Source organism: Sporomusaceae bacterium, assembly GCA_031460455.1.
Taxonomy (GTDB): domain Bacteria; phylum Bacillota; class Negativicutes; order Sporomusales; family UBA7701; genus Anaeroselena.
This window is the reverse complement of sequence record JAVKTQ010000001.1, coordinates 242090-265209: the sequence shown is the minus strand read 5'-3', so window position 1 is coordinate 265209 and position 23120 is coordinate 242090. Positions and strand designations below refer to the sequence as shown.

Annotated in this window: 22 protein-coding genes; 3 read left to right on the top strand and 19 right to left on the bottom strand. The window is 61.0% G+C overall.

Features of this window, described 5'->3' with window-relative positions; genetic code table 11:
- Window positions 1–90 precede the first annotated feature (90 nt).
- From trmFO to folP, 7 genes are all read right to left on the bottom strand, one after another.
- Window positions 91–1401 carry a methylenetetrahydrofolate--tRNA-(uracil(54)-C(5))-methyltransferase (FADH(2)-oxidizing) TrmFO gene (trmFO, locus tag RIN56_01440; GenBank protein ID MDR7865444.1) on the bottom strand — a complete coding sequence of 437 codons (1311 nt, stop codon included), beginning with the start codon at window positions 1399–1401 and terminating at the stop codon, window positions 91–93.
- Window positions 1394–3556, bottom strand: a complete 2163-nt coding sequence (gene topA / locus RIN56_01435; GenBank protein MDR7865443.1) for a type I DNA topoisomerase — start codon at window positions 3554–3556, stop codon at window positions 1394–1396. Before topA ends, trmFO begins: the two co-directional genes overlap by 8 nt.
- Complete coding sequence (gene dprA, locus RIN56_01430) at window positions 3549–4448, bottom strand: DNA-processing protein DprA (protein ID MDR7865442.1); 900 nt, start codon at window positions 4446–4448, stop codon at window positions 3549–3551. The genes topA and dprA overlap by 8 nt, the downstream gene beginning before the upstream one ends.
- 266 nt (window positions 4449–4714) lie before the next feature.
- Window positions 4715–5848 carry a glycosyltransferase gene (locus tag RIN56_01425; GenBank protein ID MDR7865441.1) on the bottom strand — a complete coding sequence of 378 codons (1134 nt, stop codon included), beginning with the start codon at window positions 5846–5848 and terminating at the stop codon, window positions 4715–4717.
- A gap of 3 nt (window positions 5849–5851) precedes the next feature.
- Window positions 5852–6346, bottom strand: a complete 495-nt coding sequence (folK, locus tag RIN56_01420; protein ID MDR7865440.1) for a 2-amino-4-hydroxy-6-hydroxymethyldihydropteridine diphosphokinase — start codon at window positions 6344–6346, stop codon at window positions 5852–5854.
- Window positions 6343–6702: a dihydroneopterin aldolase gene (gene folB, locus RIN56_01415; GenBank protein ID MDR7865439.1), complete on the bottom strand. Its 360-nt coding sequence runs from the start codon at window positions 6700–6702 to the stop codon at window positions 6343–6345. The genes folK and folB overlap by 4 nt, the downstream gene beginning before the upstream one ends.
- A complete protein-coding gene (folP, locus tag RIN56_01410) occupies window positions 6695–7906 on the bottom strand; it encodes a dihydropteroate synthase (protein ID MDR7865438.1) in 1212 nt (403 codons plus the stop codon). Before folP ends, folB begins: the two co-directional genes overlap by 8 nt.
- 115 nt (window positions 7907–8021) lie before the next feature.
- Here folP and RIN56_01405 point away from each other — a divergent pair, with 115 nt between their 5' ends.
- A complete protein-coding gene (locus RIN56_01405) occupies window positions 8022–9074 on the top strand; it encodes a quinolinate phosphoribosyl transferase (protein MDR7865437.1) in 1053 nt (350 codons plus the stop codon).
- Window positions 9075–9108: 34 nt separating this feature from the next.
- Here RIN56_01405 and RIN56_01400 read toward each other — a convergent pair whose 3' ends face one another.
- Both RIN56_01400 and RIN56_01395 read right to left on the bottom strand, forming a co-directional pair.
- A complete protein-coding gene (locus RIN56_01400; protein MDR7865436.1) occupies window positions 9109–9930 on the bottom strand; it encodes a methyl-accepting chemotaxis protein in 822 nt (273 codons plus the stop codon).
- A gap of 417 nt (window positions 9931–10347) precedes the next feature.
- The gene (locus RIN56_01395; protein ID MDR7865435.1) at window positions 10348–11076 is read right to left on the bottom strand and encodes a hypothetical protein; all 729 of its coding nucleotides are present in this window, start codon (window positions 11074–11076) and stop codon (window positions 10348–10350) included.
- Window positions 11077–11387: 311 nt separating this feature from the next.
- Here RIN56_01395 and RIN56_01390 point away from each other — a divergent pair, with 311 nt between their 5' ends.
- Window positions 11388–12896 carry a PAS domain S-box protein gene (locus RIN56_01390; GenBank protein MDR7865434.1) on the top strand — a complete coding sequence of 503 codons (1509 nt, stop codon included), beginning with the start codon at window positions 11388–11390 and terminating at the stop codon, window positions 12894–12896.
- A gap of 102 nt (window positions 12897–12998) precedes the next feature.
- Here RIN56_01390 and RIN56_01385 read toward each other — a convergent pair whose 3' ends face one another.
- Window positions 12999–14510 (bottom strand): YifB family Mg chelatase-like AAA ATPase, encoded by a 1512-nt coding sequence (locus RIN56_01385; GenBank protein ID MDR7865433.1) that lies wholly within the window; start codon window positions 14508–14510, stop codon window positions 12999–13001.
- Between the two features lie 134 nt (window positions 14511–14644).
- On the opposite strand from RIN56_01385, the gene RIN56_01380 reads away from it, so the two are divergent.
- On the top strand, window positions 14645–15523 hold the full coding sequence (locus RIN56_01380; GenBank protein ID MDR7865432.1) for a hypothetical protein: 879 nt from the start codon (window positions 14645–14647) through the stop codon (window positions 15521–15523).
- 138 nt (window positions 15524–15661) lie between these two features.
- On the opposite strand, the gene RIN56_01375 is transcribed toward RIN56_01380, so the two are convergent.
- From RIN56_01375 to lepB, 9 genes are all read right to left on the bottom strand, one after another.
- A complete protein-coding gene (locus RIN56_01375; GenBank protein ID MDR7865431.1) occupies window positions 15662–16123 on the bottom strand; it encodes an OmpH family outer membrane protein in 462 nt (153 codons plus the stop codon).
- Window positions 16124–17093: 970 nt separating this feature from the next.
- The gene (locus RIN56_01370; protein ID MDR7865430.1) at window positions 17094–17759 is read right to left on the bottom strand and encodes a hypothetical protein; all 666 of its coding nucleotides are present in this window, start codon (window positions 17757–17759) and stop codon (window positions 17094–17096) included.
- A gap of 59 nt (window positions 17760–17818) precedes the next feature.
- On the bottom strand, window positions 17819–18175 hold the full coding sequence (locus RIN56_01365; protein ID MDR7865429.1) for a YraN family protein: 357 nt from the start codon (window positions 18173–18175) through the stop codon (window positions 17819–17821).
- Between the two features lie 7 nt (window positions 18176–18182).
- Complete coding sequence (locus RIN56_01360; protein MDR7865428.1) at window positions 18183–19247, bottom strand: HD-GYP domain-containing protein; 1065 nt, start codon at window positions 19245–19247, stop codon at window positions 18183–18185.
- Between the two features lie 14 nt (window positions 19248–19261).
- Complete coding sequence (locus RIN56_01355) at window positions 19262–19543, bottom strand: EscU/YscU/HrcU family type III secretion system export apparatus switch protein (protein MDR7865427.1); 282 nt, start codon at window positions 19541–19543, stop codon at window positions 19262–19264.
- Between the two features lie 15 nt (window positions 19544–19558).
- Entirely contained in the window at window positions 19559–20713 is a 1155-nt protein-coding gene (locus tag RIN56_01350) for a flagellar hook-length control protein FliK (protein MDR7865426.1), read from the bottom strand.
- Entirely contained in the window at window positions 20700–21491 is a 792-nt protein-coding gene (locus RIN56_01345; protein MDR7865425.1) for a ribonuclease HII, read from the bottom strand. Before RIN56_01345 ends, RIN56_01350 begins: the two co-directional genes overlap by 14 nt.
- A 118-nt stretch (window positions 21492–21609) precedes the next feature.
- Complete coding sequence (gene ylqF, locus RIN56_01340) at window positions 21610–22467, bottom strand: ribosome biogenesis GTPase YlqF (GenBank protein ID MDR7865424.1); 858 nt, start codon at window positions 22465–22467, stop codon at window positions 21610–21612.
- 110 nt (window positions 22468–22577) lie between these two features.
- Window positions 22578–23102, bottom strand: a complete 525-nt coding sequence (gene lepB / locus RIN56_01335) for a signal peptidase I (GenBank protein MDR7865423.1) — start codon at window positions 23100–23102, stop codon at window positions 22578–22580.
- Window positions 23103–23120: the final 18 nt, after the last annotated feature.

Sequence of the window (23120 nt, the reverse complement as noted above, 5' to 3'; positions counted from 1 at the left end):
TAATTGTCGATTTTCCGCAAAGAAAAATCACTAATTTATAGTAGCATACTAGTCTGAATTATGCAATAATGCCGCAAGTTTTTTTGAAAATTATTTTCCGACTATTCCAATAAATTCACTCAATTCGCACAAAGCCCGCTCGGCGATCGTTCTGTTCTTCGCCTTTTTGTCGCGGATACGCACCTCAAGCGGCGGCATAATGCCGAAATTGACGTTCATCGGCTGGAAATTCGCCGGGTCGGCGGTGGTGATATAGCGGCACAACGCGCCATGCGCGGTTGCCGGCGGGAAAACGACCGGCTCCAGGCCCTTCGCCAGGCGGGCGGCGTTCGTGCCCGCCACCAGGCCGGCGGCGGCCGATTCCACATACCCCTCCACCCCGGTGATCTGGCCGGCGAAAAACAGGCCGGGCGCCGTCCGCATCGCCAGCGTCGGCGCCAGGATGCGCGGCGAATTGAGATAAGTGTTGCGGTGCATCACCCCGAAGCGGACGAACTCGGCGCGCCCCAGGCCGGGGATCAGGCGGAAAACCCGCTCCTGCTCCGGCCATTTCAAATGAGTCTGGAAGCCCACCATATTATAGAGCGTCGCCGCGGCGTTGTCCTGGCGAAGCTGGACGACGGCATAAGGCAGCGCGCCCGTCCTGGGATCGCGCAACCCCACCGGCTTCAGCGGCCCGAAACGGAGCGTGTCGACGCCACGGGCGGCCATCGCCTCCACCGGCATGCAGCCCTCGAAAAACACCGTCTTCTCGAACTCCTTCACCGGCGCCGTAGCGGCATTGGTCAGCTCGCGCCAGAACGCCTCGTACTCTTCCTTCGTCAGCGGGCAGTTGAGATAATCGTCGTCGCCCTTCCCGTAGCGCGAAGCGCGGAAAATCACGTCCATATCGAGCGAATCGCCGCTCACGATCGGCGCGGCGGCATCGTAGAAATACAGATACTCCTCGCCGGTCAGCGCGCCGATCGCCGCCGCCAGGGCCGGCGAAGTCAGCGGCCCGCTCGCCACGACCAGCGGACGGTCCGCAGGCAGCGCCGTCACCTCCTCGGTCACCACCCGCACCCGCGGATGGTCGGTCAGCGCCCGCGTCACATAAGCGCTGAAAGCGTCGCGGTCGACGGCCAGCGCGCCGCCGGCCGGGACGCGGCAGGCGTCCGCGGCCCGCATTATCAGCGACTCCTGGCGCCGCATCTCTTCCTTCAGCAGGCCGACGGCGTTCTCGATCGCCGCCGCCCGCAGCGAATTGCTGCACACCAGTTCGGCGAACAGGCCGCCGTGGTGGGCCGGGCTCAGCACCTTGGGGCGCATCTCGTAAAGCTCGACATCAACCCCCGCCGCGGCGATCTGCCAGGCGGCCTCGCTGCCGGCCAGGCCGGCGCCGATGACGATTACCTTAGCCACGTTTCTTGCCTGCTTTCCGTTTGGCGCTCGTCTTGGCCGACTTGGTCGGCTTGGCCGTCTTTTTCGCCGCTGCCGCCGCTTCCGCCTTGACGCGGGTCGGGCAATTAGCGTTGCCGCACATCACCATAAAGCGGCCACCCTTGAAATTATGGCGCACCTTGAAAGAACCGCACGTCTCGCACGTATCCTTGAGCGGCGTATCCCAGGTAGTGAACTGGCACTCGGGATAATTGGCGCAGCCGAAAAACACCTTGCCCCGTTTTGTGCGGCGCTCCACGACCGCCCCCTCGCACAGCGGGCACTTCACCCCGGTATCCTTGAGGATCGGCTTGGTCGTCCGGCACTCCGGGAAACCCGGACAAGCGAGGAAATTGCCGAACCGGCCGTGCTTCACGACCAGCATGCGGCCGCAATTGGGGCACGGCACATCCGACACCTCCACCGGCAGCTCGACATTGCCGATCTTCTCGTCGGCGCTCGTCAGCGTGGCGGCGAACGGGTCGTAAAACTCCTTCAAAACCTTGGCGCGCGAAACCTTCTCATCGGCGATGCCGTCGAGGCGGTCCTCCATCTCGGCGGTAAAATCGGCGTCCACGATATCGGGGAAATGCTCCTTCAAAAGATCGACCACCACAAAGCCCAGCTCGGTCGGCGCAAACTTCTTCTCGGCCTTCAGCACATAGCCCCGTTCCTGGATCGTCTCGATGATCGGGGCGTAAGTGCTCGGCCGGCCGATGCCCTTCTCCTCCAGCACCTTCACCAGCGAAGCCTCCGTATAGCGCGGCGGCGGCTCGGTGAAATGCTGTTTGGGCTGCAACTTTTGCAGCTTGAGCTCCTGGCCCTCCGCCACCTCGGGCAGCAGGGCGTCCTTCTCGGCCTCGTCGCGGCTGTCGCCGTACACGGCGAGATAACCGGGGAACTTCAGGATCGAGCCGGAGGCCCGCAGGCCGAAGCGGCCGGCGGCGATCTCCACCGTCAGCGTGTCGTATACGGCCGGCGCCATCTGGCTGGCGACGAACCGTTCCCAGATAAGAGCGTAAAGGCGCAGCTGGTCGCGGCTGAGGCTGCCCTGCACCGCGTCAGGGCTCAGCTCCAGGCTGGTCGGCCTGATCGCCTCGTGGGCGTCCTGGGCGTTCTTTTTCGTGCTGTAGATCGGCGGCTTGTCGGGCAGATAATCGCGCCCGTGCTTAGCGGTGACATAGCTGCGCGCCTCCTCCTGGGCGGAGGTCGCCACCCGCGTCGAATCGGTGCGGATATACGTCACCAGGCCCACCGGTCCGACGCCGGTAATCTCGATGCCTTCATAAAGCTGCTGGGCGAGCAGCATCGTCTTGCGGGCCGTGAAGCCCAGGCGGCGGGCGGCATCCTGCTGCAGGCTGCTCGTGATGAACGGCGGCGCCGGGTTGCGGCGGCGCTCCCGCTTCTTGACCTCGCGGACGCGGTAATCCGCCTTCTCCATCTCGCCGGTTATCTTGCCGGCGGCAGCCTCGCTGCCGATCTCCGGCTTCTTTCCGTCCACCGCCACCAACTCGGCGTCGAACAGACCGCCCTTCGGCTTCGTTCTGAGCTTGGCGGTCACCGTCCAGTACTCTTCCGACACGAACGCCTGGATCTCCCGCTCGCGGTCGCAGATGAGGCGCACCGCCACCGACTGCACCCTGCCTGCGCTCAGGCCCTTGCGGACCTTGCGCCACAACAGCGGGCTCAGCTTATAGCCCACGATGCGGTCGAGGATGCGGCGGGCCTGCTGGGCGTCCACCCGTGAGAGATCGATGGGACGCGGATGCTTGACCGCCTTCTGGATGGCCGGCTTGGTGATCTCGTTGAACTCGATCCGGCAGGCCTTCTGCTCGCCGATGCCCAGGAGGTGGGCCAGATGCCAGGCGATCGCCTCGCCTTCCCGGTCAGGGTCGGTTGCCAGGTAAACAGCGCCGGCCTTTTTGGCCTCTTCTTTCAAATTCTTGATCAGGTCGCCCTTGCCGCGGATATTGATATATTTGGGGGCGAAATCATGCTCGATATCCACACCGAATTGACTTTTGGGCAGATCGCGGAGGTGCCCCATCGACGCCCTTACAGTGTAGTTCTTGCCGAGAAACTTCTCGATCGTCTTTGCTTTTGCCGGCGATTCGACTACGACCAGCGCTTTACTCACCCATTTCCCTCCCAGGCAGGCGGACGTAACGTCGTCCGCCGAACTCGGCTGCCATATCTTTCAGCTCGAGCTGCAATAATATATATGTAATAACCGGGGCCGGCAACCCGACCCTCATGATCAATTCATCCACAGTCAGCGGCGTATCGCAGCTCAAGGCGGCCCATACCCGCCCCTCGTCGCCGGCCGGCTCCGGCCGCGGCGGCCTCTTCTTGCCGTCGCCGCAGGCCAGCCCGTACTCCTCGAGAATATCGGCCGCCGTCGTCACCGGCTTGGCCCCCTGCTTGATCAGCCTGTTCGCGCCCGCGCTGGTTGCGGAAAAAATACTGCCAGGCACGGCGAACACATCGCGGCCCTGCTCCAAAGCCCAGTCGGCCGTAATCAGCGAGCCGCTCTTCTCGGCCGCCTCCACCACCGCGACGCCACGGGCCAAACCGCTGATTATCCGGTTGCGCACCGGGAAGTGATGCGGCAGGGGGTCGGTTCCCGGCCAGTACTCCGACACGATCGCCCCCTGTTCGGCGATCCGCGCCAGCAATTTACCGTTCTCCGGCGGATAAACCACATCCACGCCGCAGCCCAGCACCGCCACAGTATAACCGCCAGCGCCAAGAGCACCGTCGTGGGCCGCGCTGTCGACGCCGCGGGCCGCGCCGCTCACCACCCCCGCTCCCGCGGAGGCCAGGCCGGACGCCAGCGACGCCGCCGCGTTCCGGCCGTACGCCGACGCCTTGCGGGCGCCGACGATGGCGATCAACAGCTCGTCAGCAGGCAGGCGGCCGCGGTAATACAGCACCTGCGGCGGGTCGAAAATCCGCCGCAGCCTGTCCGGGAAATCGGCGTCAGTTGCGCACACAACGCCGATGCCCTTCTGCTCCCAGGCTTCAGCCATTTTGTGTATATCTATCTTTTCCCGCAGGTCAAGTAAATTATTACCGATGGCCTCATCGAAGCAGCCGCACAAAAACAAATCGCGCCGCGAAGCCAACCAGGCCTGCCGGGCGCTACCAAAAAAGGCGACAAGCGAATTGAGCCGGGAATTCCCCAGACCGTGAACCATAGTCAAAGCCGCCTGATAATACCTCTCCACCATCCGCTCCTCCGCACATAAAATACATTGGCCTAATTATAACCAGGAAAAAATTATCAGTCAAGGCTCTATTTGACCAACCGGTCGAGAATCAGCCGTCCCACGGCCTCCGCCGCCCCCGGCCTACCAAGGTTGAGAGCCGCCGACCCGAGAGAAGCCAACTCTTCCGACCGGCCGTCGAGCAGACCGTAGGCCAGGTCGGCGAGCGCCAACGCCGAATCCACCTTCACCGCCGCGCCGTGCGCGGTCAGAAAAGCGGTATTCGCCTCCTCCTGTCCAGGTATCGGCCGATAGATAACCAGCGGCAGCCCTCGCGACAGCGCCTCGGCAGCCGTCAGCCCGCCCGGCTTCGACACCAGCACGTCGGCCGCCGCCATCAACACATCGACATTGTCGACAAACCCCAGCGCCTGCAATGTGCAGTGCCTGAGCCCCGCCGCCTCCGCCGCCAGCTGCCGCCGCAGCGCCTCGTTCCTGCCGGCCACGGCGATAAGCTGCAGCGGCCGCCGCAGCGCTTCGAACGTCGCCACGATCTCCGTCATCGGCATCACCCCCGCGCCGCCGCCCATGATCAGCGCCACCGGCGCGTCCGCCCGCAGCCCCAGCGCCTCCCGCGCCGCGCCTTTGTCCAGCGGCGACGCAAACCGTCCGTCCACCGGGATGCCGGTCGCCACGCTCCGGTCACGCGCCACACCGGCTGCTGCCAGATAATCGCGCATCCCCTCATGGGCCACGCAATACATGCCAAGCTCCGGGTACACCCACAGACGGTGGACCACAAAATCCGTCACCACCGCCACCGTCGGCACGGCAAGGCGGCCCTGCCCCGCTAAATGCGCCACCAGCCCGGCCGGCGTCGCATGGCTCACCACAATCAAATCCGGCCTTGATGCGGCGAGATACTTCTCCATCCGCCCGGCCAGAAAACCGCTCACCGCCGCCCGCCCGGCCAGCGCCAGGCGGCTGCTGTTGCCCCAGCCGTAAGCCGCGCCGTACGCCTGCGGGAAAATATCCAGCACTTTCAGATACCCGCCGAGGATCGCCTTCCCCAGACGCGGGCTGAAAAAATCGAACACATTCGCATACTCGGTCGCCACAGCCGGGGCCAGACGCCGCAAAGCCGCCCCCACCGCCTGGGCCGCCCGCACATGCCCGGCCCCGATGGGCGCGCTGATGAACAAAACCTTGCGGCCTTCTTTCATATCTCAGCCTCCCCGCTCCAGCTTCCCAAACAGCCTCACCGCGCCGTCGCCGCAGCACGCCGCCGCCAGCTCGGCGGCCGTCTTGCCGGCGTACACCGGCGCGTCGCCCGCGATCTCCGCCAGCGGCGCCAGCACGAAACAACGCTCGTGAAAGCGCGGATGCGGCAGCGTCAACACCTCCGTAGCCAGCACCACATCATCGTAAAACAGCACATCGATGTCCACCGTCCGCGGCCCCCAGCGGATCTTTCGCTCGCGGCCAAGCTCCCTCTCCACCGCCAGGCAGGCCGTCAGCAGTTCCTGCGGCGTCAGCGTCGTCCGCACGGAAATAACCGCGTTCAGGAAATCCGGCTGATCCGTATATCCCACCGGCGCCGTCTCATAAAGCGACGACACTCGCTCCACCGTCACCCCCGGCCACGCGGCCAGGCGCGCGACAGCCGCGGCGATATTTCCCTCCCGGTCTCCCAAGTTCGAACCCAACCCCAGGCAAATCACGGCTTGCGGCTCCGCGTCACTTCCACCTGGACGAAATCCAGATGCCCCGGCAGCGTCACCCCCGGCTTGCGCACCCTCACCGTCGCCTCCGTCACCGGCCCCTTCAGCAGCGCATCCGCGATCCGCGTCGCCAAAGCCTCGATCAAATTGAACTTGTTATTTTCCAGCACAGACCTGATAACCTCGTACGCACCCACATAATCCAGCGAATGCGCCAGCTCGTCCGTCTCGCCGGCCTTCGTCATATCCAGCTTCATCTCCGCGTCCACCGCGAACCGCTGGCCCATCTCGCGCTCGTGCTCGTACACCCCGTGATAACCGTAAAACATCATATTCTGCAGCGTAATCTTACCCATTGTCCATTGCCTCCTTCATAATAACATCGGTCATCCTGGCCACCTTGGCCATCTCCTTCACATCGTGCACCCTCACGATATGCGCCCCGCGCATAATCCCGCACGCCACCGTCGCCGCCGTCCCCGCCACGCGGTCGCCGGGCGGCAGCCCGCCCAACGCCTCGCCGATAAACCGCTTGCGCGACGTCCCCAGCAGCACCGGGCACCCCAAAACCTTCAGCTCGTCCAGGCGGTTCAGCACCGCCAGATTATGGGCCGGCGTTTTGCCGAACCCGATCCCCGGATCGACGATAACCTTATCCGCCGCCACGCCCGCCTCCGTCGCCACAGCCACGCTGCGGCGCAAAAAAGCGCACACCGCCGCCATCACATCGCCGTCATACGCCGTCCCCTCCTGATTATGCATCACAACCACCGGCGCCCCATAGCGCGCGCACACCGCCGCCATATCAGGGTCGCGCTGCAGCCCCCACACATCGTTCACCATATGCGCCCCCAGCCGCAGCGCCTCCGCCGCCACCGCCGCCTTATACGTATCCACCGACACCGGCAGCGGCGACACCGCCAGCACCCGCTCCACCACCGGCAGCAGGCGCTCCATCTCCTCCGCGGCGCTCACCTGCACCGCTCCCCCATACGGGCGGGTCGACTCCGCGCCGATATCGATCACATCCGCGCCGTCGGCCAGCATCGCCTCCGCGTGGCGAAGCGCATCGTCCAGGCGATTAAACCGGCCGCCGTCCGAAAACGAATCCGGCGTAACATTCAAAATCCCCATAATCACCGTCCGACCCGGCCCTATCGCCAGCTCGCGTCCCGGCCACTCATACCGCCGCGCCGGAAAAGCCTCCGCCGCCAGCGCCGCCTCAACCGCCGCCGCCACCTTCGGCAGCCCCCACGGCTGAAGCTTCAGCTGGGCCAGCGCCAGGCGGTACTGCTTCAGCGTAGCGCAAATCAGCACATCGCTCTCCGCCACGCTCAGATCGGCCGTCCCCCGCGTCAGCGCCACCTCGCCACCCTTGGCCAGGAACGTCTGCTTCAGCAGATTCGCGGCCTTCGCCGGCACCTTCTCCAGTCTCACTATCTTAAAAACCGCCTTCGCGGACATAATATTAATCCCGACCGGATCGCACCCCAGCCTAGCCAATTCGGCGCGCGCCTGCGCCTCGCTGCCGATATTCAATAACCGCGGGTTAAAATTCATTGCCGCCCTCCTCTTGCTGGTAAATACAATTTTATTGTATCATGGGTATATGTATTAAACAAATTTGCCCAATAACGGAAAAAAGCACCCGAAAAACCCTGCGGAGGTCTCCCTTATGAAACAGCGTCTCTCCCCCGACAAATTCACCTTCCCGGCCGAGGAAATAAAAAGCGGCCTTTACAGCGACTGCTACTTCAACCGCACCCGCGACATCCTCCTCGCCGCCAACCGCCACCCCCGCGTCACCATGCAGATCTTCCAGCGTCAACACGCCGTCATCTGCGGCGTCGACGAAGCAATCGCCATCATCAAAAAATGCGCCCACAACCCCGAAAACCTCGTCATAAAAGCCCTCTACGATGGCGACGACATCGCCCCCTGGGAAACTGTCATGACCATCGAAGGCGACCTCGCCGACTTCTCCCACCTCGAAACCGTCTACCTCGGCGTCCTCGCCCGCCAGACCAAAGTCGCCACAAACACCCGCCGCTGCGCCAATGCCGCCGCCGGCAAACCGCTGTTCTTCTTCTCCTCCCGCTTCGACCCCTGGGGCACCCAAACCGGCGATGGCTACGCAGCCCACATCGGCGGCGCCGCCGGCGTCTCCACCCCCGCCAACGGCCTCTACTGGGGCGCCAAAGCCATCGGCACCATCCCCCACGCCCTCATCGCCACCTACGGCGGCGACACCGTAGCCGCCACCCGCGCCTTCGACCGCCACATCGACCCCGCCGTCAGCCGCGTCGCCCTCGTCGACTACGACAACGACTGCGTCGCCACCTCCCTGGCCGTCGCCCGCGCCATGGACGGCAAACTCTTCGCCGTCCGCCTCGACACCAGCGACACCCTCGTCGACGCCTCCGTCCTGCCGCAAATGGGCGCCTTCCGTCCCACCGGCGTCTGCGCCCCCCTCGTCGCCAACGTCCGCCGCGCCCTCGACGAAGCCGGCTACCCGCACATCAAAATCATGGTCTCCGGCGGCTTCAACGCCGACCGCATCGCCGAATTCGAAGCAGCCCGCGTCCCTGCCGACATCTACGCCGTCGGCGCCAGCCTCTTCGCCGACAACGTCAACTTCACCGCCGACATCGTCATGGTCGACGGCCGGCACTGCGCCAAAGCAGGCCGCAGCTACAAACCGAATCCGCGCCTTGCTATCGTAGAGTAAAAACAAAAACCCCGCCAACAGCGGGGTTTTATTTTTACTTACTCTCGCTTCCCAAATTGGCTGCCATACCCGCCATCTGATCAGACATCGCCGCCAGCGCCTGGCTATGGGCCGTCAGCCGCTGGATAGTCTCCGCCTGATGCTCGGCCACCGCCTCGATCTGCGAAATCTCGGACGCGATCTTGGCGATCGAATCGCGGATCTCGGCTAAAATACTTGTAATCTGCGTCGCCGAACCGGCGCTGTTCACCGCCAGCTTGCGCACCTCCTCGGCCACCACGCCGAAGCCGCGCCCCAGCTCGCCGACCCGCGCCGCCTCGATCGCGGCGTTAAGGCCGAGCAGATTCGTCTGGCTGGCCACATCCTTGATAAAGCCGACCACCTTATCGGTATCCCCCACCTGGCGGGTAGCCTCCACCGACATATCCTTCAGGCAGCGGCCGCTTGCCGCCAGCTCCTCGGCCTGGGCGAGAATCGACTCGATCGAGCCGGAAAGCTCGCCCGCCGAGCCGGAAAGCTGCCTGGCCGCATTCAGCAGCGTCTCCCGGCGTTCCAGCGACTCGTGGATAGCCACAGCGCCCACCACGGCCCCGTCCTCGATCACCGGCATACTTATTGCGATATACGGAATGCCGTAAACCTCCTTAGCCACCTCCACGACAACCCGTTCACGCTTTTCCATCGCCTTATGGGCCGCCGAGCCGGGCTTCACGGGATCGCCGGCCACAACCTGTTTGGCCAGCTCGGCAATCGAATTGCACACCAGCCATTTCTCCTTGTCGCATACAACCATCCCGATCCTGCCGGTAACTAGTTTAGGAACAATCTCCGCCGCCCCGCATAACTTCGTCAACATTTCCGACACTGACGCCACCTCTTTTTATCTGAAAAATACATAAATACCAATTTTAAGTATAACCCCTGTCCGTAAAAAATCAATATCCAAACAGCCAAATGCATTAAACCGGCCGCCAGCTACACTGTCCAGGCCGTAATAATATCCACATATTTCCAGGAAATCACTGCCCAACCTTTACCCTCGCGCTTCACCAGCCCCGACGCGTTCCTCCCGTCAATGTCGTTTATTGCCGTATAATGTCTTATTTTGCTAGTCGTAAGTTAATTAACATTTACGACTTACATAATAGTAACCCCTGTGAATTAGTACTATTTTGCAAACTACCTTCATTATCCACGGCTAACGGTCCTCAACGAACAACATTTGCAGCTGCTGGCGCACTCCGCCCCCGCGCCGGCATATACGGCGGCCTGTTCACCTAGGCCTGTACAAAACCGTTGTCAGGCAAAAAGCGGCAACGCCGATGAGGCCGAAAAGCCATTGGGGATCAGGGTATCTGTAAACCGCGACCCTCAGCCCGCTGCCCCACAAGAAAAGCGCGCAGCCGGTCAGTTGCAAAATCGTCCATTCCAGCGACCGGTTCCCGCGGGCAAAAATGGCGTACATACGGGGCAAGACTTGCTCGTACAGTACCTTCAGGCCGGCGGCGATTGTCAGCGACCCGCCGACAAAAAGAAACCATGGCGAAACCATCAGGCCCAGGTTGAAGATACCTACATCCCCGCCCGGCACGAACGATGCCATAGTGATATAAGCGAAAAGCTCCATAAAATTCGCTATGACGAACCAGAAAAGAACGTGAAAAAGCCACCTGTTCTCCGGACGTCCAGCCTTCATAAGCCTGAATCCGGCGGCCACAATCGCCGCATGCACCACCAGGGGACTCGCCCCGATCGCGGCGGCGGCATGTCGGTGCCCGGCCGCGAACAGTCTGGAATACTCCACTCCTTCATCCCATCCGGTCAAAGTCAGGGGATTGCCCCAGACGATGCCGAAGGGGCTGTTCATATGCCCGAGCAGCCACGCGACGGTGCTGTGAATAAACTCGTGCATGATAACAAGCAGCGTTTGCAGCACAATAAAACTGACCAGCACTACAACGGTGTACTCAGGCGCTCGCCACGATCGGTCGGAAACAGCCATACCTTCCCCTCCCCCGGTTATTCCCAGCCTCATTTATCCCCGCCCCAGCCTACACGCCCATCACACTCTCCTTCAAATTATTTCGCAGATGCATCGCCACTGCCCCCGCTGGGGTGGAAATAATGATTTTTCTTTTAGTTTTGCAGGAAGATGCTGTCAATTACGAAAATTGTCAAAATTGATGGACAACTCATAAAAATTATGTGTTGGAGTGATTGACCTTGGGTTTAGGAAACAACATACAGAAGTGGCTACTTCGTAAATTGAACCACATTATCCCTTCGCTGAAACTGAGGGGGCAACTTGACGAATTGGCGGAACTCGCCAACTCACTGGCTGTAGAACGGGCCAGGTTAGCAGCTATCCCGGATAATCTGCCTGTAGGTGTGTGGGTAGCCGATCAGAACGGCAGGATCATCCAAAAAAACAAGGCGGCTGATATCATTTGGTCTGGCGACGCGCCCCTTTGTAAAAGCATCGACGAGTATACCGAATACGTCGCCTGGTATGCCGATAGCGGCAAGAGACTTTCGCTCAAAGACTACCCTTTCGTAAAGGTATTGCAGACAGGCCACCCCACCGAACCGGTAGAGCTAACTATTCGCCGCTTTGACGGCAGCAGCAGAGTAATCCGTGCATATGCCGCCCCGATAACCGACGAGCGCGGCCAGATGCACGGGCTCGTTGGGATTAATGTGGATATCACCGACCGCAAACAGATGGAGGATGAGCTTCGTCGGCACAAAGAAAACCTCGAAGGTCTTGTCAAAGAGCGGACTAGGGAACTTAAACACAGCGAGCGAGCCTACCGGATGCTTGTTGAGAACATCCCGACGTACATCGTGCAATACGGTACGGATTTTCGCATCCGCTATGTTTCCCCCCAGGGATTGCGCGATTTTGGCTACGACAGCGCCATAATCGGTAAGACTTTGCCGGAGATTGGTATCCCTCAGGAGTATTGTGAATTGTTTCATAGGCATATGACCGAAGCACTGCAATCTGGTACTGCCGTGGTTTTTGAGGTTCAATTTCCAGACAAGCAAGGCGCCGTCCGGGATATGCTCAATCAAATTACCCCTGAATATAACGAAAACGGCCGAATCGAATCGCTCCTATCAATTGTTCAAGATATCACTGATCGCAAGAAAACTGAGGCAGACCTATTGCGGCTGGATCGACTAAACACGGTAGGCGAGATAGCGGCAGCGATTGGCCACGAGGTTCGCAATCCGCTCACAACGGTACGTGGCTACTTACAAATCATGCAGCGCAAAAAAGAATATACCGAGCACGGCGAACAGCTTAGCATTATGATTGATGAATTGGATCGGGCCAACGCCATCATCAGTGATTATCTCTCGTTGGCCAAAAACAAGATTGCCGAATTCAAACGCGGCAGTCTGAATGATTTGCTTACCGCCTTCTTCCCCCTCCTACAGGCCGATGCCCTGCTGTCCGGCTGCTCCGTCGAACTTAAAACCAGTCCCCTGCCCGACATCAACTTCGATGAAAAGGAATTGCGGCAACTTGTCCTTAACCTAACCCGTAACGCCCTCGAAGCGTCTCCGGCGGGCGGCACAGTGACCATCTCAACCAGCTTCGAAGGTGGTCGCGTCATCCTTGCATTGCAAGATACTGGCCGAGGAATTCCCAAGCACATCATTAAGAAAATCGGCACTCCCTTTCTTACCACCAAAGAAAACGGCACCGGACTGGGACTGTCGGTATGCTACCGCATTGCCGAGCGCCATCACGCGAAAATCGATGTGAACAGTTCGCATGAAGGGACAACCTTTTTCATCAAATTTCCGGTATAAGCCTCTATATCACCGCGAATAAATAGTGCCCTGGCGTCGACGACAATCGGACACATCTCTTCCAGGCGTTGCGTTTCGTCAGCTAACGCAACAAACTTTCCTTCACATTATGCGCAGGTGCACCGCCTCGGCCACCGCCTGGGCGGAAATCTTCTCCTCCCCGGCCAGGTCGGCGACCGTCCGCGCCACCTTCAGCACCCGGTCGTAGCCGCGGGCGCTCAGATTCAGCCGCTCAAACGCCTGCTTCAGCAGGCTCTGCGCCGTATCCTCCAGCAGGCAGGTAGCCTTCACGTGGCGGTGGCCCATCTGCGCGTTGGCCCCCAGCCCGTAGCGGGCAAGACGCCGCTGCTGCACCGCCCGCGCCCGCTCCACCCTCTCCCTGACAGCCGCCGACGACTCGGCCGGCGAATCGCCGGCGATCTCCCCGTACTCCAGCCGCGGCACCGCGATATTGATATCGATGCGGTCCAGCAGCGGGCCGGAAATCTTCTTCAAATAACGGCGGATATCGCCCGGCGTGCAGCTGCACTGGCGGCTGCTGTCGCCGAAGTAGCCGCACGGGCAGGGATTCATCGCCGCCACCATCATAAACTTCGCCGGATAGGACAGCGTCGCGTTCACCCTTGAAATCGTCACCTCGCCGTCCTCCATCGGCTGGCGGAGCACCTCCAGCACCATGCGGGGAAACTCGGGCAACTCGTCAAGAAACAGCACCCCGTGATGGCTCAGCGTCGCCTCCCCCGGTCGCGGCACCCGCCCGCCGCCGATCATTCCCGCGTCAGACACCGTATGATGCGGGCTCCTGAACGGCCGGTGGGCCGCCAGGCCGCCCCCGGCGCGCAGCAAACCGGCGATGCTGTAGATCTTCGTCACCTCCAGCGCCTCGGCGTCGGTAAGCGGCGGCAGGATCGACGGCAGACGGCGGGCCAGCATCGTCTTACCCGAGCCTGGCGGCCCCACCATCAGCACATTATGCCCGCCGGCGGCGGCGATCTCCAGAGCCCGCTTAGCCGCCGCCTGGCCCTGCACCTCCGCCATATCGTCGTTCGGCCCGCCCGCGGCCGGCGGACGCCCCGCCCATGCCACCCCGGTCAGCGGGCGCTCGACCCGCAGATGGGCCACCGTCTCCTCCAGCGTCGCCGGCGCAAAAACGGTCAGCTGTCCGGCAAAAAGCGCCTCCTGGGCGTTGTCGGGCGCGACGAAAACCGCCCCCAGCCCACGAGCGGCGATATCCATCGCCATCGGCAAAATACCGGCGATCCCTCTCAGCCGTCCCTCCAGTGACAGCTCGCCGACAAACACACTCTGCCGGCAGCTCTCCGGGTCCACCTGCCCGCTGGCCGCCAGTACCCCGATGGCGATCGGCAGATCGAGGCCCGAGCCGTCCTTGCGCATATCGGCCGGCGCGAGATTCACCGTCACCCGGCGCACGGGAAACTCCAGCCCGGCGTTTTTAATCGCCGCCCGCACCCGCTCCTTCGATTCCTTCACCGCCGCGTCCGGCAGGCCGACGATATCGAGCCCCGGCAACCCGTTCGCGATATCCACCTCCACCGTCACGAGGGCGCCGTTGATGCCCAGCGTCGCCGCGCCGTACACCTGCGCGTAAGACATAGCCGCGTACCTCCCGCCATCATCATCGTTAACCCATTATCCGTCACAGGCTGATAATTGCCTTGGAAAGAGCATCTATCAACCGCAAGCGGAAATAATATCAAAGCGACAACAGGCTTAAGGGGTGAAAACCCTTGGACCACTTCTGGACTTACACCCTCTGGTATATACTCCTTGGCCTCACCACCGTCGGCGAACTGGCCGCCGCCTTCCTCCTGGCCCGCAACCGCCGGCTGGCATTCGGCCTGTACTTCATCCTCGCCGGCGTTGTGCTCAGCTTCGAAACGATGATCCTCATTTTTGGCAAAGCCTACACCTACTACCCGATGCTCCTCCAGACAAGCCCCGACCCCTTCGACCGCGTACTCGCCGGCAACCTCTTCTCCCAGTTCTCCGTCGCCGCCACCGCGCTGCTCGTCGCCATCTTAGGCCTCGACTTCCGCTGGTCGCTCCTGCTGGCCGCCGCCTACGGCCTTGTGGAAGAACTCTTCCTCGCCCTGGGCATATACAGCCACAACTGGTATCGCACCTGGATGACCGTCATCGGGCTCTTCCTCTACTTCCAACTCGCGAAAAACCTTAACGCCGCCCTTCTTCTGAGAGGCATCAGCTCTGCCGTCCTCTATGGCTGTATCTTCATCGGGCTCTTCCCGCTCTACATCGTCACCATCGTATGGGCGCTCATGGTCTCCGGCCATCTTTCCTTCAGCGCCGCGATACTGCCCGACCCTGTCGACAGCCGCTATCTTCTCGTCCTGGCCGTCTACACCGTCCCCGGCGCCGCCGCCGCCCTGTATATGTACTATGCGCGGCCCGGTCTCCTCCGCAAGGCCCTGGCGGCCGCCGCCCTCTTCCTCCTGTATTTCGTCGGCGCCGCCCACGGCCTTATCATAATCCCGGATGGCTTGTTCCTGCCCGTCACCGCGGCGACCACGATCTGGGCCTACCTCTCCGTGGCCTTCATGGATTGGCTTCTCCGTCAGACGCGCACACCCCCATACCGGCGGCGATAAGCGACAGACTGCCATTTTTATTTACATTTCGAGGAAAAACGACCATATCCTTCCTTGCCCGGCCGGTTTCCGCCAAGCCTGTCAAACCGGCAGTAAAAAGCCCCCGCAAATAGCGGGGGCTGCACGGCATTATGTATGCTACTGGCCGGCCAGCTTCTTGCCGACCGCGGCGGTGATGTCCTCGCCGCCGTAGATGGCCAGGCCCTTGTCAAAAACCACATGCAGGCCCTTCTGGGCCGCGACCTCGCCGACCGCCTGGGCAACCTTGGCCCTGAGCGCCTCCATCTGCTCGGCCCCTTGGACGTCAAGCCGCATCTGGATCTGATTCATCAACACCTGCTTATCGATGTCGCTCATGCCGGCCGACTTGGCGGCAAACTCCTTCTCCGCCTCCTCGGCGGCGGTCTTCAGCGTCTCATCTACCTTCACCGCATCCGGGTGATGGGACATCAGTAATACCATGTCGACATAGCCGATGCCGTCGGCGGGCGCCGCGCTGGCCGTGCCGGCGGGGGCGAGTGTCAGGAATACGGCTGCCATAAACAGTGCGGCAATAAAAACGGCCATCCGTTTAACAGGTTTTTCCGCGATAACGAGCACAGTTTTACCTCCTACTTTTCGCTGGCGACCCGAAAAGGCGCCTGAATAGGTAAATTCTACAGCCGCCCCCCAAAACCCTCCCTGCATAAACGCCGTTCCGTTCATCCTTTGCCGTTTGCGCGGTATTTCTCGGCGGTTATTGGTAAATATTAACCCCGGAGGTGATGCTGATGGGCGGCAACAAAGACGGCCAGAAAAAGAAATCCAAGGCCGAAAAGGGTGCGAAAACTGGAACCCACATGAAAAGAAACCCTTGAGGATACAAATGCAGCGAGCCCCCCGGGCAGCCACGGCACAAGCCGCGGCATACTCGGGGGGCTCGCTGCAATATTGGTAGGGGGAAAAGCTTTTTTGCGGTAAGTAGTTACTCACGGCGGACGCCGTCTTACACCTACATGTTCACTAGCCCCGTTAGATCGAGATGCTGTCTTCTTCTCCCAGGAACAGCAGCAGCAAGATTATAATTATGACCACAACAACGATCCCGCTGCCGCCTCCGCCGCAACCGCCAAAGCCACGACCCATGCCCATTCCTCCTTTATCCAGAGTCATATTATCCTATGTCAATCCTATGGGCGCGGTTACCCCCGTGCGGCTGCCAAACACTGGATGGAAAACGAAAAACCCCCGCGATAACGCGGAGGTTGTCTTTTGAGTGTATGTTTTTCTGGTTGCATCCCGGCAAAAGGCGCAAAACAGCGGCGCTTGAGCTATGACGGCGCCTATCCCCCGGCTCCAGCCGCAAACCGCGGCTCCCATGTTCCGGGCGAACGCGCCGTAAGCTCGCTCCGCGCGCCCGCGAGCACCGTCGTCCACTGCCGTCCGTGGCAGAGGACTCCTCGCTCGTCCGTCCATGGACTCGCGTGCGGCGGCGCTCTCCGCTTCGCCAACGGCGCGTATTCACCCTCCACAACCTCGCCACTTGTTTGCGCCTTCCGCCAATGCTAGTCCTCGCAACCTTACTGTTGAGTCAATTACAAATATGTTTGAGTAAAGGTTGCAAAATTTCGGCTGCAAGTACACTTCCAATAGCCCCTTCTAGTAAACTCCGCAAGGTCTTCACACATTCACTTACTATTGCCGGATTTGGGTTCCTTGAAGTTAGCTGAGCTTCAACAGTTGCTATTTGAGTTTTTGCTTCTTGATAATCGCTTATGTTCATACTAAGACTATCTATCCGTGACTTTATATCACCAATGGCAATTTTTATATTTTCAATGTCTAAAAGATTATAATTGACTTCTTGTATACTATTGCAAGTTCCTTGCTGTATTTGTGAGCCGGACATTTCTTTAATATTAATTATATTGACTACTGAGGGGAAATAATGTGTAGATTCCTCTGGATTAGTCAGCGCTTTTTCGACTTCAACCACTCCATTATGCGTGATCGAGATTATGCCGCCTTTTGCTTGAAGTTTCGCTAAACCTTGTCCATACAGATACTGAAATACCAACTCAGTGTCATTTATTGAATAGCCTAAATCATTACCAATTTTGGACATGTTGATAAAATAATGTTGATCTCCACCTGTGACCTCATAAAGTTTTTTTAAGAACAGGAATCTTTTCTTTTGAATTTCTGTAATACTCGACATATTTACACACTCCAAAAAGAATTCAAGCGAAATATCCATGTTAATTGGTTATAAACTTGCCTTCATCGCCCCTCTCCTCGCGCCGCAGATGAGGCTTCTCAGCGTCCAAACGCGTTGATAATATGATTAATACTCGCCTCGCGGCCAGTCATCATTACCTCGATAACATCAAACCTCATCGGCTTATCATATAATCCGTGCTGCTTCATATAGCAAAGTGCTGTCGCCATCAGCTTGCCCTGCTTGCGGCGCGTCACCGCTTCCGCCGGCGTGCCGTACGCCCCGCTCCGCCGCGTCTTCACCTCGGCGAACACCAGTGTCCCGCCCTGGGAGGCCACGATATCGACCTCCCCCGGCCGGGCACGGTACTTCAGGGCCAGGATGGCGTAGCCCGCCGCCTTCAGATGTTCGGCGGCCGCCAGTTCTCCCGCGTTGCCGGTGCGGATATGCTCCATCGCCGCCCTACCTTTCGGCCACGTCGGCGATATACAGCTGGCTGTTCTTCGACAGGTCGATCTCCACGATCTTGTTCATCCGCTGCTTCTGCGCGTCGGCGATCACCCGCACCACCGGCTTGGTCTTGCTCTCGCGCGACATGTCCACCACCACGCCGATGTGGTTATTGCTCAGCCTCACCACCGACCCGATCGGGTACGGGGCGATATTGCCGGCGAAATGGTCGACAAGCTCGGGATCGAAATACATGCCGGCCGCCTTGGTGATGATCGCCAGCGCCTCATAGACAGGCACCGCCTTGCGGTATATGACATCGGAAGTCAGCGCGTCGTACACGTCCGCCAGGGCGACGATCTGAGCGAACTGATGGATCTCGTTGCCCTTGAGGCCGCGGGGGTAGCCGCTGCCGTCGAAGCGTTCGTGATGCTGGAAAGCGCAGTGGGCCGACATCAGGCTGACATCGGGGTTCTTGCGGAGGATATCGAAGCCGTATTCGGCATGCCGGCGCACCTCCTCAAGCTCGGCGAGGGTCAGCCGCTCGGTCTTGCTCAGTATCTCCGGCGGCACCATCAGTTTGCCGGTGTCGTGGAGCAGCGCCCCCACGCCCAGATCGCGCAGGCGCAGCTCGTCGAAGCCCAGGCTGATGCCCGTCAGCGTCGACAAAATGCACACATTGACCGAATGGTTGAAAAGATAATCGGCCTTGGTCCGCATATCGATGAAATTGACCAGCGTGCCGTGATTGCGGCACAACTCGTCAACCAGCGTATTGGCGACCTTCTTCGCCTCGCTGGCGTCGACCTTGCGGCCTAGCTTAATCTGCTCCATCACCTGCTTGGCACTCGCCACCGCCTCGACGCGAGCCTGTTCGCTGACCACATCGGGAACGTCGATATCGGCCGTCAGGTCGTCCTCGATATACACATACGTCACGTCGAGGGCGCGCAGCCGCCCGATGTAGCGGTCCTTCATCTCCAGCCCGGCATTGAGCAATATCTTGCCATCCGCCGTGTAAAGAGGTTTGGCCAGCTTCATCCCCGAAGTGACGTTCTCCAGCAATATCCGTCGCATAATAGCCCTCCAGTTTACCGTCTGCGCCGCTTCTGGTCAAGACGGTACACATAAGCCAGCACTTCGGCCACCGCCTTATACATCTCGGGCGGAATCTCCCGGTCCAGGTCCACCGCCATCAGCATGGATGTGAGTGTTCTATTGCGGTAAACAGGAACAGTATGCTTCTCGGCCGTGGCCAATATCTGCTCGGCAACGAGCCCCGCCCCCTTGGCGACGACCTTGGGGGCCTTGTCTTCCTTGCTGTCGTATCGGATAGCCACCGCTTCCTTGCGGGGCTTGTCGGTTTCGGCCATATGTCACCTCGGCGCTTACTTTTCGGTTGTGGCCACAACGGCGATATCCGCCACCGTCAGCTCGGACTCCGCCAGTGCGCCGCGCAGCTCGGGCAGCACGCCGCGGAACTCCTCGCCGGCCTCGCGGTTCGAGAACGTCACGCGAATGCTTAGCTGCTGCTCGCCGCGGAGGTGAAAAACCATATCCACCACCCCAAGGTTATCGGTGGCAACGCACATCCTCAGCCACGTCTCCCGCACCGGCGCCGCGGGATTATCCGCCTGCTCCCGGTCGCGGGAAATATGAATATACGCCGGATAAGCGCGCCCGTCCGCAAAAAACACCGGCATGGTGATCACCAGGACCTTCTGCCCGCCCGGCGTATCTGCGGCCGATTGCTTGGACGAATTAATCGCGCCAGCCATTTCCCGCAGCGTCCGGCTCGCCTGCTCCAGCGTCTCCGTCGGCATCTTCAGCCACGGCAGGCTGTCGGCGACCTTCTGCCACACCAGCGCCTCCTGAAGCTCAGGCAGGCTGTGGAGAGCCGCCGCCTGGCGCACCGTATCCGGGATCGAGCGGCTGAGCGCCGCGGCCGCCTTTTCGATTTGCGCCCGCACGGCCGGCGCCTTGATATCCTCAGGAAGCTCGGCCAGCAGCGCCTTGGCCAGCGCGAGCGGCGTCGTCTCGTCCTCCGGAGTTGCGATCAGCTGGCGAACCAGCGTCATCAGCCGAGCGGTCAAATCGCCGCTCTCGCCGAGGGCGCGGGCAAAGACCGTCGCCGCCGCCGCCGTCTCCGGCATGAGGCCTTCCGGAAAAGCCTTGCTCAAAAGCGCCGCATCGGCCATCGTCTGCGCGAAAGCGGCCGTCGTTTCCCCGCCGCTCCGCGCCCCGCGCACCATCGCCGCCAAACCGCGCTGCACGACAGTATCCGCCCCCATCGCGGCGCGGCCGAGGTTCTGCGCCTCCTTGGCCGCCTCCGCAGGCAGTTCCCCCGCAAGCTTGTTAAACTCCCCCAGCGTCTTGCCGAGGGCGTCGAGAAGCATTTTGATGTTGCCGTCCGCAATCAGTTCGACCGTGCTGCGGAGAGCCGCCTGCGAAGACGCCGCCGGCCCGTTCGTCGCTTCGGCCTGGCCGCTGATCGAGGCGGTCGCAGCCGGGTCGACCGGCAAACCGGCATTAATCTTCATCAAATAGACTCCCCTCCCCTCTTACCGGCGCGAAACTCCGCCGGTGGATGGCGCACGGACCGACTCTGCGCAGGGCCGCGAGATGCTCCGGCGTGCCGTAGCCCTTGTGGCGGGCAAACCCGTAGCCGGGATACTCCGCGTCGAGGGCGGCCATAATCCGGTCGCGCTCCACCTTGGCGATTACCGAAGCGGCGGCGATCGACGCGCTCAGCGCGTCGCCGTCGATGATCGCCTGGTGAGGCACGGCAAGAAACTTCAGCGGCACCGCATCCACCAGCACCGCCTCCGGGGCGGGTTCCAGGCCGGCCACGGCCGCGTACATGCCCTGGACGGTCGCCTGGTAAATATTGATGCGGTCGATATCCTCCACACCTACGACAACATGGCTCACCGCCACCGCCGACGCCTTGATGCGCTCATACAGGTCTTCCCGCTCCGCCGCCGTCAGCTTCTTCGAATCGTCGAGCCCCGGCAGGCGGCACGCGGGCGGCAGGATAACAGCCCCAATCACCACCGGGCCGGCAAGCGGCCCCCGGCCGGCTTCGTCCACGCCCGCCACCAGCATCCGGCCCTGCCCATAGAGCGCCCGTTCGTACATAAAAAGCTTATCGAGGCGGCGTTCCTCCGCGGCCGCAGCCTCCCGCCGGCGTCGCCAGCGGGCCACCAGCCTGGCCACGGCCGCCCGCGGATCGGCGCACAGCATATCTAGCGTCTCAGGGGCAACTTCATCGACGGCCAGCATCGCCGCCGCCTCAGCCACCGTCATCCGACCGTTAGCCACGGCTCTCCCTCCGAACGGCGAAAAATATATGTCCTAATAGTATTCTTGGCCTTCAACCCAAATCCTGCCGACCGGTTGCCGATAAAAAAGCCGGCTCGCAGAGCCGGCTTCCTTCATTCTACCCTAATTCGGGCGGCAGATCGAGTGTGAACCGCCCCAGCTTGCCGTCGCGGAACTCGCTCAGCACGATCCGGCCAGCCTTCTCGTAGTCGACGACGCCGCCGCTTCTCAGGCAGCCGCGCCTCGTCCCGACAAGCGCCAACAGTTCCAGCCCGTCCTCCGGCAGCGACCCGGTCAGGTTGTAACGGGCGGCCAGCCGGTCGGGGTAATCGTTGCGCAGCATGTTCAGCAGCAGCGCCACCACCTTCTCCCGGTCGAAGACCTCGTCGCTGATCGCGCCGGTCACCGCCAGGCGGAAGGCCGCCTCCTGGTCTTCGAGCTTGGGCCACAGCACACCGGGCGTATCCAGGAGTTCGAGATTGCGGCCGATCTTCAGCCACTGCTGCCCGCGGGTGACGCCCGGTTTGTCGCCTGTCCGCGCCGTCGCCGTACCCAGCAGGCGGTTAATCAGCGACGACTTGCCGACATTCGGGATACCGAGAATCATCGCCCGCACCGCCCGCGGCCTGATGCCTTTGGCGGCCAGTCTGGCCAGCATCGGCGCCGCCGCCTTCTCCACCCTCGTGGCGAGCTGTTTCGTGCCGCCGCCGCCCAGCGATTCCACCGCGATTCCCTCCCGGCCCTGGGCGCGGAAAAAGGCCAACCACCGCTCCGTCCCATCCGGATCGGCCAGGTCAGCCTTATTAAGCACTACCACCCGCGGCTTGTCGCCGACCACCTCGTCTATGACCGGGTTGGCGCTGGCGGCCGGGATGCGGGCGTCCAGCAGCTCGATAGCCACGTCCACCAGTTTGAGTTGTTCGCGGATCATCCGCTGGGCTTTGGCCATGTGGCCGGGAAACCAGTTGATATGCATTGTCTTATACTTCACAACCCATGTCAAAGAATTGTCAGGGTGGATGTTCGAAAAAAATGTCAGCTAGTGTACGAGAAAATGCCAGAGAATGCACGCCAATGTCAGATGGTTTAGGGTAGGGATTTAAGGTGTTCCATCGGCCAGAAGACGAACACTGCCTTGCCTTTTATCAGCTCGTTGCTCACAAACCCAACGTCGCGAAACCGGCTGTCTTCCGAGTTGTTGCGGTTGTCGCCCATTACAAAAATGTGGCCTGCCGGCACGGTAACCATCGCGAACGAGCCCCTGGTTTTTTCGAGTATATAGGTCTCGTTCTGCAGCTGGCCGTTGAGAAACACCCGGCCTTCCTTGATTTCAATAGTGTCGCCCGGCACGCCGATGACGCGCTTGATAAAGTCGCGGCTGGGGTCGCGCGGGTAGCGGAAGACGACGATTTCGCCCCGCTCGGGGGTTTTGAAGCGGTAGAGGAATTTATTGACGACCAGCCGTTCGCCGTTCACGAGGGTCGGACGCATCGACGGTCCCTCGACCATGTAAAGTTCGACGATGAAATAGCGGATGAAGAAGGCCAGGACTACGGCAATCAGGATTGATATTACCCAATCCTTGATTTCTTCGCCGAGAGAAGTTTTCAACGGTATACCTCCCTGCCG